The sequence below is a fragment of the Gemmatimonadota bacterium genome, from assembly GCA_026706845.1.
Taxonomy (GTDB): Bacteria; Latescibacterota; UBA2968; order UBA2968; family UBA2968; genus VXRD01.
Genome location: JAPOXY010000005.1, coordinates 61,070 through 77,991, shown reverse-complemented (window position 1 = coordinate 77,991; position 16,922 = coordinate 61,070). Strand labels below are relative to the sequence as shown.

The window sequence follows — 16,922 nt, the reverse complement described above, 5'->3', positions numbered from 1 at the left end:
TTTTTAATTTTTTATTTTCTCAAAATGTTAGCATAAAAATATCCTTGCACGACTTTCTATAACTTCATAACATGACACGCTCGTCCTCGACGCATTTGTGTCGTGTGACGTTGCGTGCCATTCTTTAGTACTAATGCCATTGGAAACCCTGCTATGAACAATGTATGGGAAGTACCCGAGCCACTTTCGACATGCCAAGTCCAGCTTGACGACGATACCGTCACCATTCTGCGCCGACATGGAAATCCCGCAGGACCCCGCCTCGTTCTGGGCCACGGCAATGGTCTCGCAATGGACCTTTATTACCCCTTCTGGTCACTGCTCGCCGAGGACTTCGACCTCATCATCTTCGACCTCAGAAACCACGGCTGGAATACCGTTGGCCCACGCGCAAATCACAATGTTCCAACGCTGGTCCGCGACCATCTCTGCATTTTTGAAGCCATCGACCATCACTACGGAAACAAACCAAAAATCGGTGTATTTCACTCTGCTTCCGCATTGATAACACTCCTATCACTAACGACTATGGCAGACCTCTTGCCATCTGCCCAGAGCAGCCACTTATCCGCGATGATACTATTCGATCCCCCCCTGTGCAAGCCCGGCAATAGCCAGATAGAATTTGATGAGGCTGCCGAATACGCAGCCGACGTTACCCGCCGCCGCGGGTATCTGTTCCAAACAGAAGAGGATTTTTCAGAACTCCTCAGCTATCTACCTGGCTTCTCACGCCTCGTTCCTGGGGTTCGGGAACTCATGGCAAAAACAACGCTTCGAAAGGCCGCCGATGGGCAGGGTTATGAGCTTCGATGCCCCCGCGACTACGAAGCGCAGATCGTCGATTATATGAGAAGCTTTTCCGCATTGATGGATTTTGAAACACTCCCTTGCCCCACAAAAGTCATTGGATCCGATCCCACCTTGCCTTATACATTCCTGCCGACCATTGACCTCGGTGACATTCTAACTGTAGATTACGATTTTGTCCCTGAAACAACGCACTTTCTTCAACTGGAAAAACCAGAGGAATGCGTTGAGTTGGTCAGGGAATTTATCGAGAGTAACCACCTGCAGTAAAACCCATGCAAACAGGGGAAAATTGTAGGGGCGGCGTCCCCGTGCCCGCCCGTCCTGGAAAAAGCCGTCCGAACATGGAGGATTAAATCATGAAACCGGACAAATCTTTCGGTCCTTCCGTATCAGACCAACCAATAGCGATCATAGGTATGGCCTGCCGATTCCCCGGCGCGCCGGGCATCTCTGCCTTCTGGCGTCTGCTCGAAGCCGGCGGGAATGCCGTCAGCGAAGGCGTCCCGGGCTCAGGCGTAGGGCGGTGGAGCCAGCTCTTTCCCGACGACACGGTACAGAGCGAAGGTTGCCGTTTCGGTGCCTTCGTTGACGATATCGACCAGTTCGACGACGCCTTCTTCCGGATTTCCCCGGTGGAGGCAGAACTACTGGATCCGCAGCAGCGAATGATGCTGGAGACGAGTTGGGAGGCTCTTGAGGACGCGGGAATCGATCCAGAGGGGTTGAGAGAGAGCCGCACCGGCGTGTACACCGGGATCAGCAACGACGAATACCGAATGCTGGTCGTGGACTCGAGCAAACCCGCCGAGGCTGCCAGTTGTCTCTACGCCCTCAGCGGCACCAACCTCAACGGCGCCAGCGGACGGGTCTCTTTCGTGCTGGGGCTAAGGGGACCGGCAAAGGCAGTAGATGCCGCGTGCGCGTCATCCATGGTATCAGTCCACGACGCGGTGGCAGACCTGCAGCAGGGCAAAGCAGATCTTGCCATCGCAGGCGGCGTACAGGCGATTCTGAACGGTCGCATATACGAACTGCGCGCGGATGCGATGATGCTGTCTCCGGATGGGCAGTGCAAAACCTTTGACGCGTCCGCAAACGGTTACGTGCGAGGTGAGGGCTGTGGGGTCATCATCCTCAAGCGGCTCGATGAGGCGGAGGCGGACGGCGATCGGATCTGGGCGGTGATTCGGGGCGCGGCGGTGAACCACGGCGGAGCCAGTACAGGGCTAACCGTGCCGAACACACCCGCGCTGGAAGAAGTGATCGAGACTGCGCTGTCCGACGCGGGAATCCCCGCATCGGACGTAGATTACCTGGAGGCGCACGGGACCGGAACGACGGTGGGTGATCCCATCGAGATCAACGCTGTGGCCAATGTTTACGGGAAGGGACGATCAACTGACCGACCCCTTCTCATCGGTTCCGTGAAGACCAATGTCGGCCATCTGGAGTCAGCCGCAGGCGTAGCCGGAGTGATCAAAGCCGCGTTGGTACTGAAGCGGGGTGTGATTCCAAAACACCTCCATTTCCATAATCCCAACCCGAGTCTCGACTGGGACAGCCTACCATTGCGGGTGACATCGTCGATGATGGACTTGCCGCACCGTCCTGATCGATCGCGACTCGCGGGGGTAAACTCCTTCGGGATCTCCGGGACGAATGCCCACATTGTAATGGAGGAATACCGTGCTTCGGATGGTGCATCCGCTGCTGTTGGCTCCGCGAAGCCAGTGGCAATCTCGCTGCCAGCGACCGTTGGGGATCTCCCGCTGCCGGAGCAGGAAGTCCAGCCGCGAAGGACCCGTCTCCTTCCGCTGTCGGGAAAATCCGATGGGGCACTTCGGGACCTGGGGAAGCGGTACCTTTCATGGCTCGACGAACACGCCGAAGAAGAAGAGGCGATACTTGCAGACATGGCGTGGACAGCGGGCGTGGGCCGGAGCCACTTCGATCACCGCGCGGGCATCGTCTTCCACGACGCGGAATCGCTGCGAGAGCGCCTCCGTAGTCTAACTGAAGCAGATGGGGGCGCATCATCGCGAACACCGACCCGGGCGGCGTTCGCCTACACCGGACAGGGAAGCCAATGGGTCGGCATGGGACAGGTGCTCTACGAAAGCGAGCCAGTGGCGCGGGCAGTCCTGGACCGCTGCGAGGCAGTCCTTCTTCAGGAGAGAGGTTCCTCGCTGCTGGACGTGATGTTCGGTCGGTCCGAAGGTGAAGAGGACCTCGGCGACACGGCTTGGGAACAGCCTGCCCTCTACGCGCTGGAGTGCGCACTGACAGCGCTCTGGTCGAGCGTCGGCATCCGTCCCGATGTGGTCGTCGGACACAGCATCGGAGAACTCGCGGCATCGCAGGCAGCAGGCGTGTTCAGCCTTGAAGACGGGATGCGGTTCGCCGCCGTGCGCGGCGCGCTGATGTCGCAGATGGAAGAGGGCGGCATGGCCGCGGTCTTCGCACCGGCCGATCGCGTGGCGGTGGCGGTGGAGACGGTAAACGCAGCCTCCTCTGGCGCCGGGTTGAGCATCTCGGGATACAACGGGAACCACCAGGTGGTCAGCGGCCCGATTGCGGAAATTGAAGCGATCTCGAAGCGATTCGAACAGGAGGGCATACGGGTCAGGCGGCTGAACACTGCCAAAGCATTCCACAGCGCCCTTGTTGAACCCATCCTGGACGAACTGGAAGCGTCCCTCAATGGTGTGGAGATCCAGCCGCCTTCCCTTACTGTGGTCAGCAACCTGACGGGTAGAGCCGTAGAACCGGGCCAGTCGCAAAACGGAGCCTACTGGAGACGGCATGCTCGGGAGCCAGTGGCATTCGCCCAGGGGGTGAAAACACTATCGGATCTCGGGGTCGATGTGGTACTGGAGATTGGCCCGCGATCCGTGCTGGCGCCAATGGCGGCCTCCGCCTGGCCAGCGTCGCCACAGACACCGGTGCCAGTAGTGCTGTCGAGCCTCTCTCCGCCATCAGAGTCCGAAAGCACCGACGGTTTCGTGGGATCGGTCGCAGAGGCGTACCAGGCGGGATTCCCGATTCGTTTCGCGGGACTCTTCGCAGGAGAGACACGGCGGCGGATCTCGCTGCCCAGCTATCCATTCCAGCGCAATCACCACTGGCTTGAGCCACCGAAGCGTCAGCGCCGGAGTTCCGACCATCCGCTGCTGGGTGCTCGGCACGAATCAGCCCGCGGAGAAATCACCTTTGAGACGGAAGTATTCCCCTCGGATCCATCCTATCTGAACGACCACAAGGTGTTTGGCCGGATCGTGGCACCCGGCGCGCTCTACGGGGCCATGGCGTGCGCGGCAGCGTTCCTCGAGGAGAGCGAATCAGTAGTCGTGGAGGATTTCCAGTTGCACAACGCGATGGTCTTCGAAGAGGAGGACGGGGCGGATGAAGAGGGACGAAAGATGCAGGTCGTGCTCGACGCCTCTGAGCAGGCGTCGTCGCGCGAAGTCCAGATCTTCAGCAAGGGTAGTGAAGGGGAATGGACAGTACACGTGGAAGGTCGCGTGTCGTCTGGTGTTCCTATACCGGAAGCAGGTGAGAGGATTGATCTGGAAAGTCTCAAGGCCAGCCTCTCACCAGTAGATGTGGCGGGCTACTACCGCCACAGGGCGAGTACCGGGGTCGATCTCGGTCCATTCTTCCGCACGCTGGGGAACGTCTGGTCCCGCCCGGGCGAGGCATTGGGAGAGGTGTCTCTGCCCGAAACTCTGACCAGGCACGGGCTGGATGTCCATCCGCTCGTCCTGGACGGTTGCTTTCAAGTCGTGGGCGCGGCGCGAAACCTGGAGGGAGCCGGGGGCGAAACCACATATCTGCCATTCGGCTGGGAGCGGCTGTGGCTGACGGGACAGCTACCGGATCGGATTGTCTGTCACGTGCGTTTGAATGAGGCTTCCCAGGAAACGGACGAACCTCCGGAAGTCCTGAGCGGTGAACTGAACATCTACGACCTGAACGGCGTTCCACTTGGCCGCCTGAGTGGGTACACGGTGAAGCGGGCGACGCAGGAGGCACTGCTCTCGGCAGTCGAAGGCGTGAAGGATCTCCTGTACGAAGTGATGTGGCGCGAGCGCGACCTTTCACCTGGAATAACACCCGCGGACTTCTTCCCGGGTCCGTCAACTGTTGCCGCCCGCTCGCAGTTGTTCTCCGACTATCTGATAGATGCAGGCGTCGATCCCGAAGGCAGGAACGCTCTGCTCGCGGATCTGGAACGGTGGTCCCGGTCCCGCGCACTCGCGACCCTGAAAGAGCTGGGTTGGCAGCGCAAGGCGGGCGAGACCGTGGATCCCGAAGACTTGCGGCAACGCCTGCAAGTTACCGAGGAGCACAAGCGCCTCTTCCGCCGAATGCTCGAAATGCTCGCCAAATCGGGGGTATTGGAAGAGAAGGGCGACAACTTTGTCGTGGTCATAGGACCCGAAGATCCGCTGCCGGAAGAAATGCCGGGCGACCTTGAGGAATTCGCCTCCCGGATGACCGACCTGCACTCCCACGGCCTGACCGAGATCGGGCTGTTTCGGCGCTCTGGCCGCGCTCTGGCCGAGGTGCTCCGCGGTCGCGAAGATCCGCTGACCCTTCTGTTCAGCAGCGGAGAACCGACCGCAGCCGATCTGTATCTGAAGGCACCTGTGGCACGAGCGGCGAACAGTATGCTGGGCGATGCGGTGCGAGCACTCGTGTCCGCATTGCCAGACGGTCGGCGCCTCAGAGTCATCGAGGTCGGCGCGGGTACGGGTTCGGCAACCGCGTCCGTATTGCCAGAACTTCCGGACGGACGGTTCTACTACATGTACACGGATATATCCGCGGGCTTCTTTGCGGAAGCCGAAGCGCGGTTCGGAGACGAGGCTATCGAATACCGTCCGCTGGATATCGAAAAGGATCCCGTGGCACAGGGCTTTGACGCCCATAGTTATGACTTGCTGATCGCGTCCAATGTGCTACACGCCACGCGATACCTGGAGGAAACACTCGCACACTGTCGTGACCTTCTCGCGCCATCGGGGCAGTTAATCGCACTCGAGAACCTCAGCGGCCTGGGTTGGATGGATCTGACTTTCGGACAACTGGATGGCTGGTGGCGATTTGCCGACAGCTACCGCCCGCACCACGCCCTGGCTGAGCCTTCGGTATGGCGACGAGCGCTCGGCAACGTGGGCTTCGAGGAAGTAGAAGTCCTGGGCGTAGATGAGTCCGACGCCACCAGGACGCTGGATAAGGGCGTAATCGTGGCGCAGGGACCAGCGGTGGTGACAGAGCAGGGAGGCGCGTGGATTCTGGCGGCAGACCAGAGAAGAGCCGCAGAGGAACTCGCGTCAGAACTCGCGGCGCGAAACCAGACGGTCGTGCTGGCCTGTAGCGATGGCCCACAGGTAGAGGAAGACTCTGAAATTATCAGAAAGACCATAGATATGGAACAGCGCGAGGCGTGGGGATCACTCCTGATGGAGCTACCGGACGACATGCCACTCAGCGGCATTGTACATCTCGCGTCACTGGAAGGCCATGGAGCAGAGGCAACGACCGGGGAAATGGCGGAGGATGTACGGCGAGTGGGGGCGAGCGCACTCGCGCTGGTGCAGGCCGTCGCCGACTCCGATATGACACCTGAAAAGGGCGTGTGGTTTATCACGCGCGGAGCGCAGGTGTTAGAGCGGGAGCGCGGTGGAGAACTCGCCGGCGCAGCACTCTGGGGCTTCGGCAAAGCAGTAGCCCGAGAAGCAGCGCATCTGCAGCCGAGGATGATCGATCTGGACCCCGGCGATATGGCACCGGCACCCGACCTCGTCAATGAACTCCTGTATCCCGATCCCGAGAATCACATCGCATACAGATCGGGAAGTCGCCAGGTTGCCCGCCTGATTCGGATGGGCACCGAAGCGGAGCGTCTGTCTCTGCCTGAGGAGCCGGACTGGGTGCTGGCTCCGGATCCGGACGGCGTGTTCGAGAGACCGTATGTCCAGCCGCTACCGGCACCTTCTCTCGAACCGCGCGAGGTTCGCGTCTCAGTCGAGGCTTCCGGGCTCAACTTCTGGGATGTGTTTCGTTCACTCGGCTTTATTGAGGAGGGAAATCTGGGCAGAGAGATGTGCGGTTATATCCTCGAGGTGGGTTCCGATGTCTCGACCATCTCCGTCGGCGACCATGTGGTCGGATTGGGATTTGGGGCGTTCGGGGCGCAAATGGTCACGCGGGAGGAACTGGTAGCACCCGCGCCATCGGGCTTCTCCGTCACTGGACTTGCCACAGTGCCGAGCGCGTTCGTATCCGCCGCGCTGTCTTTCGAACTCTCGGGACTGGAGGCTGGCGATCGGGTGCTGATTCACGCGGGTTCGGGTGGTGTGGGATTGGCTGCCATTCAGCTGGTGCAAGCCGCAGGCGCAGAAGTCTTTGCCACCGCGAGCGAGCCGAAGCAGACCTATCTCCGATCACTGGGCGTGGAACACATATTCGACAGCCGTCAGACAGCGTTTGGAAAAGAGATCCTCGAAGCTACAAATGGAGAGGGCATCGATGTGGTGCTGAACAGCCTGACTGGAGAGGGCTTCATCGACGCGAGCCTGTCCTGCCTCAAGCACGGCGGTCGATTCGTGGAATTGGCACGGCGGGACATCTTGAGCGAGGAAGAGATGGCGGCTGTACGTCCGGATGTGGCCTACGACATCCTGGAACTGGATGTTCTGAAAAAAACCGATCCGGCGTGGGTGGGAAGAGTCCTGCGGGACGTGATGGCGCGCCTTTCGTCGAGAGAACTGAAAACGATCACCCACAGCAGGTGGCCGCTCGCCGAAGCCGGAGCCGCGCTGAGCTTCATGCGCGCCGCCCGGCACATAGGAAAAATCGTCGTAACAACGCCACCGATCCTGAAAGGCAAGTTGCGACAGGACCGCACCTATCTGGTGACCGGCGGTCTGGGTGGGATCGGATGCGCCGTAGCAGACTGGCTGGCGGATCGCGGTGCGGGCGCAATTGCGCTAAACGGGCGCCGGGCACCGGACCCCGAGGCTGAGGAGGTGATCCGCAGGCTGCGAGAACGCGGCGTGAAAGTGCAGGTAGAGATCGCAGACGTGACAGATGCCGACGCAATAGATGAGATGATGGCGCGGATAGATGAGACGCTACCGCCGCTCGGAGGCGTGATCCACAGCGTGGGCGTGCTGTCGGACGGCGCGCTGACCAACCAGAGTTGGGAGCGATTCGAAACCGTGCTCTGGCCAAAGATACTGGGCGCATGGCATCTGCATCGGGCGACTTTGGATCGCGACCTGGACATGTTTGTCCTCTTCTCGAGCCGGGTTGGCGTCATGGGCAATCCGGGACAGGCGAACCACGCCTCAGCCAATGCATTTCTGGACCAACTCGCCGGGCACCGCCGCGCGATGGGGCTACCCGGACAGGCCATTGCCTGGGGAGCGTGGTCGGAGATCGGCGAAGCAGCGGAACAGCGGGAGCGGATTGACCAACAGCGGTCAGCGCTTGGCGGCCGCTGGTTTACCCCGCAACAGGGTATCCGGGCATTCGATCAACTGGTGCGTCAGGACGCCACGACTTCCGTGGTGATGTCGATGGACTGGTCAGTGTTCGAAGAGGCGGTCGAAGATCGTCCTCCCTTCCTGGAGGACTTGCTGTCCGCCGATGCGGACGACGAAGCCGACGCCTCGGCCTCGTCAAAGGACCTGCTTTCCCAACTGCGAGAGGCACCTGCAGCGGCACCCGAGGACCTGCTTGTATCCTTCCTGCAGCAGGAGGTACAGGCAGTGCTGAGGTTGCCGACAGCGCCGGAACCCACAGTGGGATTTTTCGATTTGGGAATGGACTCACTGATGGCGGTAGAGTTGCGGAATCGTCTGAACCGGGCATTTGCCGATGAGTACGTGGTCCCCAACACCGTGGTATTTGACTACCCGGACATCGCCAGTCTCGCCCGCCATCTGGTCGAGGAACTCGGCGAAGTCAGCGATGCGCCCGCCCCTCAGCCTCAGGTGCAACCCGAGCCAGAACCGCAGACGGCAGTGCAGCGCGAGGACGACGGTATTGCAATCGTGGGCATGGCGTGCCACTTCCCCGGCGCTCCGGATCTTTCCACCTTCTGGCACCTGCTCGAAAACGGCAAAGACGCGGTGACCGACGGACGCCAGGATCCCGGTTCATGGAACAATCTCGCCAAAGACCTTCCACCCCAGTACGCAGCTTATCGCCGGGGCGGATTTGTGGAGGGCATTGATCAATTTGACGCGAGATTCTTTCGGATTTCGCCGATTGAGGCGCGCATTATGGATCCGCGGCAACGCATGATGCTGGAGACGACCTGGCAAGCGCTCGAGGATGCGGGGATGGATCCAGACGAATTGAAGGGCAGCCGCACCGGGCTATATGCCGGCATCGCCACCAGCGAATACCGGGACCTGATGACTGCCAGCGACTACGGCATCAGTTATCTGGGCACTGCCGCGAGCATGACGGTCGGGCGAATTGCTTTCCTCCTTGGTCTGGAGGGACCGACGATACCGGTGGAACTCAACTGCGCGTCATCACTGGTCGCGGTACACCAGGCAGTGATGGGTTTGCGGCAGGGCGAAGTAGATATGGCTCTGGTTGGAGGGACACACGCAGTTTTATCACCTGATTTAACCAGAGAAATGGCGGACCTGGGCATGTTGTCACGAGAGGGGCAGGGCAGGCCCTTCGATGCCTCTGCAGACGGCTTCACGCGCGGCGAGGGCTGCGGGATAGTCGTCCTCAAGCGGCTGAGCGAGGCAGAAGCCGACGGCGACCGCATCTGGGGCGTGATCCGCGGGTCTGCGGTCAACCAGAACGGAGCCAGCGCAGGACCCACCGTGCCAAATGGACCGGCACAGGAGCGGGTGATCGAAGAAGCGCTGTCGCGAGCGGGCGTTGCCCCATCAGAAGTAGATTATCTGGAAGCCCACGGAGGAGGGTCGGAGTTGGGCGATCCGATCGAAGTTCAGGCAGCGGCTACTGTTTACGGCAAGGGCCGCGAAGCAGACCGCCCGCTTTTGATCGGCTCAGTGAAGACCAATATCGGCCACCTGGAGCCAGCTGCCGGGGTTGCGGCTCTGATCAAGGCAGTGCTGGCGATGAAGCGAGGAAAGATACCGAAGCACCTGAACTTTGAGAATCCGAGTCCGCATATAGACTGGGATCGGTTGCCGGTACAGGTGACTTCCGAATTGACGGACTGGCCGAGCCATCCCGACCGACCGCCGCGGGCCGGGGTAAGCGCCTTCGGGATATCGGGCACGAACGCACATGTTGTCGTAGAGGGGTATGACAGCCCGGATACAACACCTGTGGGTTCAGCACAACCCGTTTCCCTATCCGTTCTGGATCTCCCAGACGAGGAAGAAGCGTTTGCTCTGCGCCAGACGCGGCTCCTGCCCCTATCGGGGAAATCCGATGAAGCTCTCCGGGATCTGACAGAACGCTATCTGTCCTGGCTTGAAGAGCTTGCCTCCGAAGATGTGGACCTGCTTGCCGACATGGCGTGGACAGCGGGTGTGGGACGCAGCCATTTCGACCACCGCGCGGGCATCGTATTCCAGGATGTTGCGTCTCTACGAGAAAAACTACAGGCACTCTCAGAAACAGGAGAAAGACCGGAACCGCGCACAGCGACAAAAATCGCCTTCGCGTACACCGGACAGGGTAGCCAGTGGATCGGCATGGGGAAAGACCTCTACGAAAGCGAGCCAGTAGTCCGAGCCGTTCTGGATCGCTGCGACAAAGTAATTCGGGAAGAGCGGGACACCTCGTTGCTGGACGCGATGTTCGGTCAGACCGGTGATCTATCTGACCTGCCTGCCATCTATGCAATGGGATCCGCGCTTACGGCACTGTGGTCAAGCGTGGGGATTCAGCCCAGCGTGGTGGTCGGGCACGGTATAGGGGAAATTGCAGCGGCACAGGCGGCGGGCGTCTTTAGCCTGGAGGATGGCTTGCGGGTTGCGCTGGAATGGGACACGGACAGTCTGGAAGCCACCCTCACAGACGTCACAATCGCATCGCCATCTCTGGTCCTTGTGAGCAGTGTGACAGGGGGCGTCGAAGTCCTCGACGCGGCGTATTGGCGTCGGCAAGCACAGGAACCGGCGGCATTGGACAAATGCGCGAAGAAGCTTGTGAACCTGGGAGTCAATGTACTCATCGAGATCGGCCCGAGTGCGGTGCCGGGACCGATAGAAGGCGACGCGAATCCACCCGTTGTATTGTCGAGTCTGGGAGACAACGGTTTTATAGAAGCAGTAGCAAAAGCTTATGAAGCGGGACTTTCGGTATCATTTCCCGGGCTATTTGCGGGAGAAACGCGCCGCCGCATCTCGCTGCCGAGCTATCCATTCCAGCACCAGCACTACTGGATTCAATAGCCAAAACGACCTGAAAAAAAATTTGACTTTACGCCTGCCGAACACTATCTTTTCGGTTCAAACCATCTACCTTACGAAAGGAGAGTAACAATGGCTTCAACCGCAGAACGTATCAGAAACCTCATCGCGGAAAATTTGGAAGTCGATGGACAGCCAATTGAGTTGCCCGATGATCTGGACATCAGCCTCCAGGAGGCCGGAATTTCCTCTGTAGATCTCGTCGCGTTCGCGAAAGTAGTCGCACAGGAATTCAACGTTGAATTTACGCTTGAAGATTGCGGTGATGTCAAAAGCGTACAGGAGTTGGTCGAGCGGCTGGACGCAGCTGGCTAAAATCCTCTCCAGCCGGAGAACGTACGCTTCTTAAAGAACAGGCCCTGGATGGAAATTCGGGGCCTGTTGGTTTATGGGGATTTGATGACGGTTCCGCTTATTCAACCTTTCACACTTCACACTTCATACTTCACACTTCACAATGAGCACCAATAACCCCGGCGGATCCTCACGCATCCGCTACCAGCCCGACGACAGGCTCTCGGCCCCTCTCTCCCTTGGCCTTGGCTTCCAAATCGCCGTCCTCAGTATAGCCGGCATCATATTGATCCCAACAGTCGTGATGCGCGCTGCGGGTGCGACCGAAGCCTATCTATCGTGGGCAGTGTTTACCGCTGTCGCGGTCGGCGGCGCAGCCACAATCCTGCAATCGGTCCGCATCGGCCGGATCGGCATGGGTTACATACTCGCTATGGGACCTTCTGCGGCCTTTATCGCGGTCTGCATCACAGCCGTTGCCGAAGGCGGTCCGGCGATGCTCGCCACCCTGGTCGTCATCACATCGCTCGTCCCCCTTGTACTTTCCCATCGGCTTTCGCTGTTCCAGCGCCTCTTAACCCCTACTGTGGCGGGAACAGTTATCATGCTGATACCCATCACGGTAATGCCAGCCATCTTGAACCTGCTGTCGGCCACACCACCCGGAACCCCGGTCCTATCTGCTCCGCTGAGTGCGCTTGCAACAATCATCATCATCAGCGGCACCGCGCTAAAGGCGACAGGAGCGTTGCGTCTGTGGGCACCGGTCATCGGCGTCGTCGCTGGCTCAGTAATTGGCGGCTTCTTCGGTCTATACGACACAGACCGCGTCGCCTCGGCTTCGTGGATCGGCATACCGACGAACGAATGGCCGGGCTTTGATCTCGATTTTGGACCGACATTCTGGGCACTGCTTCCGGCATTCTTGCTCGTCGCCGTAATCAATACCATCCGAACGATCAGCAGTGCCATCGCCATCCAGCGCATATCGTGGCGCCAGAGCCGGGCAGTGGATTTTCGGACAGTGCAGGGTGCGTTAACCGTAGATGGTATGAGCACTCTGATTTCCGGTCTCGCGGGAACAATGCCAAACACAGCCTATACAGTGGGTGTATCGGTGACCGAACTCACCGGGGTCGGCGCCCGCAGCGTCGGGGTTGCCACCGGGGCAGTGTTCATTGCGATGGCGTTTCTTCCGAAAGTACTCGCCTCAATCCTGGCGATACCAGGTCCCGTCATCGCGGCTTATCTCACCGTACTGCTATCAGCGCTCTTCGTAGTCGGCCTGAAGATAGTCGTCCAGGATGGAATCGACTATCGCAACGGCATGATTGTCGGCATCGCGTTCTTTGTCGGTGTTGGTTTCCAGAGCGGCCTGATATTTCCCGAATACATCTCGGAATTTGCAGGCGGTCTGTTGCAGAATGGAATGAGCGCGGGCGGTTTCACAGCCATCCTCATGACCATATTCGTGGAACTAACAGAACCTCGCCGCAGTCGGATAGAAACAGAGTTCGATATCTCCGCCCTGCCAAAAATCAGCGACTTTCTCGGCGCATTTACATCCCGCAACGGCTGGGACACGGCAATGTCGAACCGTCTGGACGCTGCCGCTGAGGAGACATTGCTGACACTCATCCCGCAAGATGAAGAAGAACGCGACCGACGGCGCTTGCGCCTTACCGCGTACAGAGAAGAAGGCGACGCAGTCCTCGAGTTCGTTATCGCACCCGGAAAGGAAAATCTTCAGGATCGACTCGCGCTACTCAATGCACAGACGGATGAATTGTCCAGTGAGCGAGAAATTTCACTTCGGCTGTTGCAGCATCTCGCGTCGTCTGTGCGCCACCAGCAATATCACGACACGGATATCGTAACCGTGCGCGTGAACGCACCTGTCTAAATCCAAAGAGGAATACTATGCGTATCGCGACGATATTTTTGAGTTTAATAGTCGCAGTTTGTGAAATACACGCCAGCGAGATGGATCTCCCGCCGCGCGGAGAAGGATCCATAGCTTTTGAGATTGATGTGTGCAGTTTTCTATATCGGGGCCGCGAGGGATTCGAAGAAGTTACCCTGCGGTTCCCCGTGGCGCAATTTGCATTTTTGCGCCAAAATTCGGGGATTTATCTCGCGCGGTACAAGCCCTCGCTGCGGGTCTTAAACGATGCCGGAGACGTTGTGCAGCAGGTGGAGGCAGAAAGCAGGCTGACAGCCGAATCGCTGGAAGCCACCGTCGATACAGACCGCATGGTATATGACATGGTACAGGTGCGCCTGCCCACAGGTCGCTATCGCGGGGAACTGACCCTGAGCGACTTGCAGGCCGACCGGGCGGGATTGGCGGTATTTTCTCTCGATGTACCCGCTTACGATCCCGGGAAAATAGGCATGAGCGATCTGTACCTGTCTTCCGGATTCAATCCACAGGGAGCTGGAGAAGCTCTTGAGATGTTTCGAAAAAACGGGCGCTTGATCCTGCCCAATCCAGCGCGGCAATATCAGCGAGGGACACCGCTCTACCTGTATTTTGAGGTGTATTATCTGGGCTATCAGAGCCACCGGATTGAGATGCAGATAGAAGACCGATACGGACATCGCCTCTGGCGCGATCAGCGGTCATTTCCCGGGTATCGGGGTGAAGTCAAATTCGCCGAAGGCATTCCCACTCGTGAACTTCTGCCGGGAACATACACGTTGCGGGTTCAGGTCGCGGCGGGGAGGGATACGCTCGTATCGGCCCGAAAATTTGAAATACTGGGCGACGCACTCGTTCCGGCTTCTGGCTTTGACGACCAGCGTGCAAAAACAGCGCAGCACTTATTAAAACGATTTGGTAGGTCTGAGGTTGAAACCGTATATACTGGCCTGGGACGCGCAGACCGCGCGGCATTCCTCTATGGATTCTGGATGGATCGCAATCCAATCGTGGCGCGGTCGTATTACAATCCACTGTTCGGTTTTGGTGCACCTCCCAACCTGAACGGGGCGATAATCACGGCCATGGGCAGGCGCAAAGAAATGGCAAAGCATCTCGACCCGCGCTATACAGCTCGACAGGTGCTGCCAGATACAGCAATGGCAAGAGATGCCCTGGCGGTGCTTGAGGAACTCCTCGATGAAGATGGAAAAGATTTAATGGGACAAGCCGCGCAGGGATATGCCTATTTGTTTGCGAGCAACTTACCCTATGCGGAACGGACATTTAACTCGGCATTGAACTCAGGCGGAGTATTGCCCGAAGTGTACAACGGTGTGGGAATATCCCACATGGGACGCAAGCGGTGGGACGAAGCCGTGACGGCTTATGGTCAGGCTCTCGCCCTTCGTCCCGACTGGAAAACCGCGCAGGTCAACCGCGCGCTTGCCCGCTTGCTCGGGGGTAAACAGCGAGCGGAAGACGCCTTGAAAGAGGCCATTGAAGCCTATACCCATCACCCTGAGTTGCTGTATTTGCTCGGGCGGGTGTTTGAACGCGAGGGCAAGATCGAAGCTGCCGAGAAAGCCTATACCCGACAGATTGTGGTAAACCCGATGCACGCGCGCGCGCGATTCGATCTGGGGCGAATATGGTTGAAACGGGGACAACGCGCAAGGGCGACGCATGTGTGGCGCGAACTGATGGACACGCGGCCCGAACTGCGCGAAGAATGCCTTCCTCTGCTCCTGGGTGTGTATCAACTGATGGGACAAACAGGAGAAGCGCAAAAGGTGATGGCCGAGTATTTGCGCACCGTAGATGACGACACGCGCGGACTTCTGCAAGACATCCGCCTTATTGCGACCCTGAAAGAGACTGCCACTTACGAGGCATTGCCGCCCGAGCAGCAACCGGACTTTGTGCGGATGTTCTGGCAGCGCCGAGACCCCACGCCAGCCACGCCGGGCAACGAGCGTCTGGTAGAGCACTATCGTAGGGTGCTATATGCGATGCAGCATTTTTCAACCGGGCGCAAGCCGTGGGACAGGCGCGGAGAAATTTATATTCGCTATGGAGAACCCGCGCACAAAAGCCGTTCGGGCAATGTGCGCTATGAGACGGACCCCGATGTCGTGCGGGTCAAGGAGCGGCTGTGGCTGGGCATTCCAGTAGATGGTCGCAAAGAGATAATCGCGCGGATGGGCAGGTTGCGGACATCTCTGCAAGATGTGGCGATCCAGGATGAATACGGGCTTGAGGTCACTGTAAACGATTTTGAGGCAATAGACTTTGAATTGAACCCCAACCGCTCCCGTTTTGGTGCCACATCTTATAACCAGGTAAGCACTGACCGCTACCAGCCCACAGTGGAACTCAGCGGCTATGATCGGGGTGCGAGCGATAAGACGGTGCGGGGCTATCCGCTCTATCCCATCGATAGCGGCACGCGCTGGGAATACTGGATTTATCCGGATGTCGCCGGGGGAATTGAAGTGGTATTCACAGCTTTAGATCGGAAAGGGAACTACATCTATCCCGATATCCCACAGGGCCGCAGCGAATCGCACTTCAACATGGCGCTGTGGACAGACCGACGGCCGGACCGGCAGGTGGCATCGGCCATTCAAGCGCAGGCAGATCTCATGCCGCCCTTTGATGATGTATTGAATTTCCATTTCGACGCGGTCGATTTCCAGGGAAAAAACGAGCACAGCCGCATGGAAGTGTATTACGGCGTACCCCTTGCCAATTTGCCAGACAGCGTACAGGCAACCGGTATTTTGGAACGGGGCATTGCGTTATTTGACAGCACCTGGAGACCCGTCTATCGCAAGATGGCACCCCTGCCTTTTGCGGTAGATGCGACAGATTCGCTGGGAGCGGGCGATCTCGCCGTTGATCAAATCGCCCTCAATCTACCGCCGGGCAACTATCACCTGGGGGTAGAGGTACGCAGCCCGAAAGGCAACCTGCGAGGCGCATATACCCGGTCGCTGACAGTGGAGCCATATACAGGTCCTTCGCTGATGCTTTCCGACATCGAGATGGCCGGTCTGGTGGTAGAAGACCCTTCCACAAAAGTAAAAGGTGGACACAAAGTCGTACCTATGCCATCCAAAACCTATTTGCCCGGACAACCCGTGACAATTTATTACGAAGTCTATGGGTTGACACACGACGAATTGGGTCAAACGCGCTACCAGATGGATTACCAAATATCACCCCGCAAAGGTAAACCCCTGGCCGTGACAATTTTGCGCGCGGTCGGAAAACTCCTGGGTATTGAACAAAAGAAAGTGGTAACGATTTCTTACGAACAAACAGGCACGCAGAAAACAGAGTACAATTATCTGGAGATTGACGTAAAGGGATCAGAGGCGGGGCGCTATGAATTAGAGGTGGCAGTGACGGATTTGCATACAAAAGAAAAAGTCGCCAAAGACGTGATATTTTTTATTGCCAGGTAA

Annotated in this window: 5 protein-coding genes; all 5 read left to right on the top strand. The window is 58.5% G+C overall.

Annotated elements, in window-relative coordinates; genetic code table 11:
• The first annotated feature begins 153 nt into the window (after positions 1-153).
• The 5 genes from OXG87_00505 to OXG87_00485 all read left to right on the top strand — a co-directional run bounded on the left by OXG87_00505 (position 154) and on the right by OXG87_00485 (position 16,922).
• The gene (locus OXG87_00505) at positions 154-1,080 is read left to right on the top strand and encodes an alpha/beta hydrolase (protein ID MCY3867999.1); all 927 of its coding nucleotides are present in this window, start codon (positions 154-156) and stop codon (positions 1,078-1,080) included.
• A gap of 89 nt (positions 1,081-1,169) precedes the next feature.
• Complete coding sequence (locus OXG87_00500; protein MCY3867998.1) at positions 1,170-11,219, top strand: SDR family NAD(P)-dependent oxidoreductase; 10,050 nt, start codon at positions 1,170-1,172, stop codon at positions 11,217-11,219.
• A 90-nt stretch (positions 11,220-11,309) separates the two neighbouring features.
• A complete protein-coding gene (locus OXG87_00495) occupies positions 11,310-11,552 on the top strand; it encodes an acyl carrier protein (protein ID MCY3867997.1) in 243 nt (80 codons plus the stop codon).
• A gap of 142 nt (positions 11,553-11,694) precedes the next feature.
• Complete coding sequence (locus OXG87_00490; GenBank protein ID MCY3867996.1) at positions 11,695-13,434, top strand: hypothetical protein; 1,740 nt, start codon at positions 11,695-11,697, stop codon at positions 13,432-13,434.
• 17 nt (positions 13,435-13,451) lie between these two features.
• On the top strand, positions 13,452-16,922 hold the full coding sequence (locus OXG87_00485; protein MCY3867995.1) for a GWxTD domain-containing protein: 3,471 nt from the start codon (positions 13,452-13,454) through the stop codon (positions 16,920-16,922).

What these genes read in the sequence shown, in the direction of transcription:
- OXG87_00500 (MCY3867998.1), top strand. Translation starts at nt 1,170, where the DNA reads ATGAAACCGGACAAATCTTTCGGTCCTTCCGTATCAGACCAACCAATA.
- OXG87_00490 (MCY3867996.1), top strand. Translation starts at nt 11,695, where the DNA reads ATGAGCACCAATAACCCCGGCGGATCCTCACGCATCCGCTACCAGCCC.
- OXG87_00485 (MCY3867995.1), top strand. Translation starts at nt 13,452, where the DNA reads ATGCGTATCGCGACGATATTTTTGAGTTTAATAGTCGCAGTTTGTGAA.
- OXG87_00505 (MCY3867999.1), top strand. Translation starts at nt 154, where the DNA reads ATGAACAATGTATGGGAAGTACCCGAGCCACTTTCGACATGCCAAGTC.
- OXG87_00495 (MCY3867997.1), top strand. Translation starts at nt 11,310, where the DNA reads ATGGCTTCAACCGCAGAACGTATCAGAAACCTCATCGCGGAAAATTTG.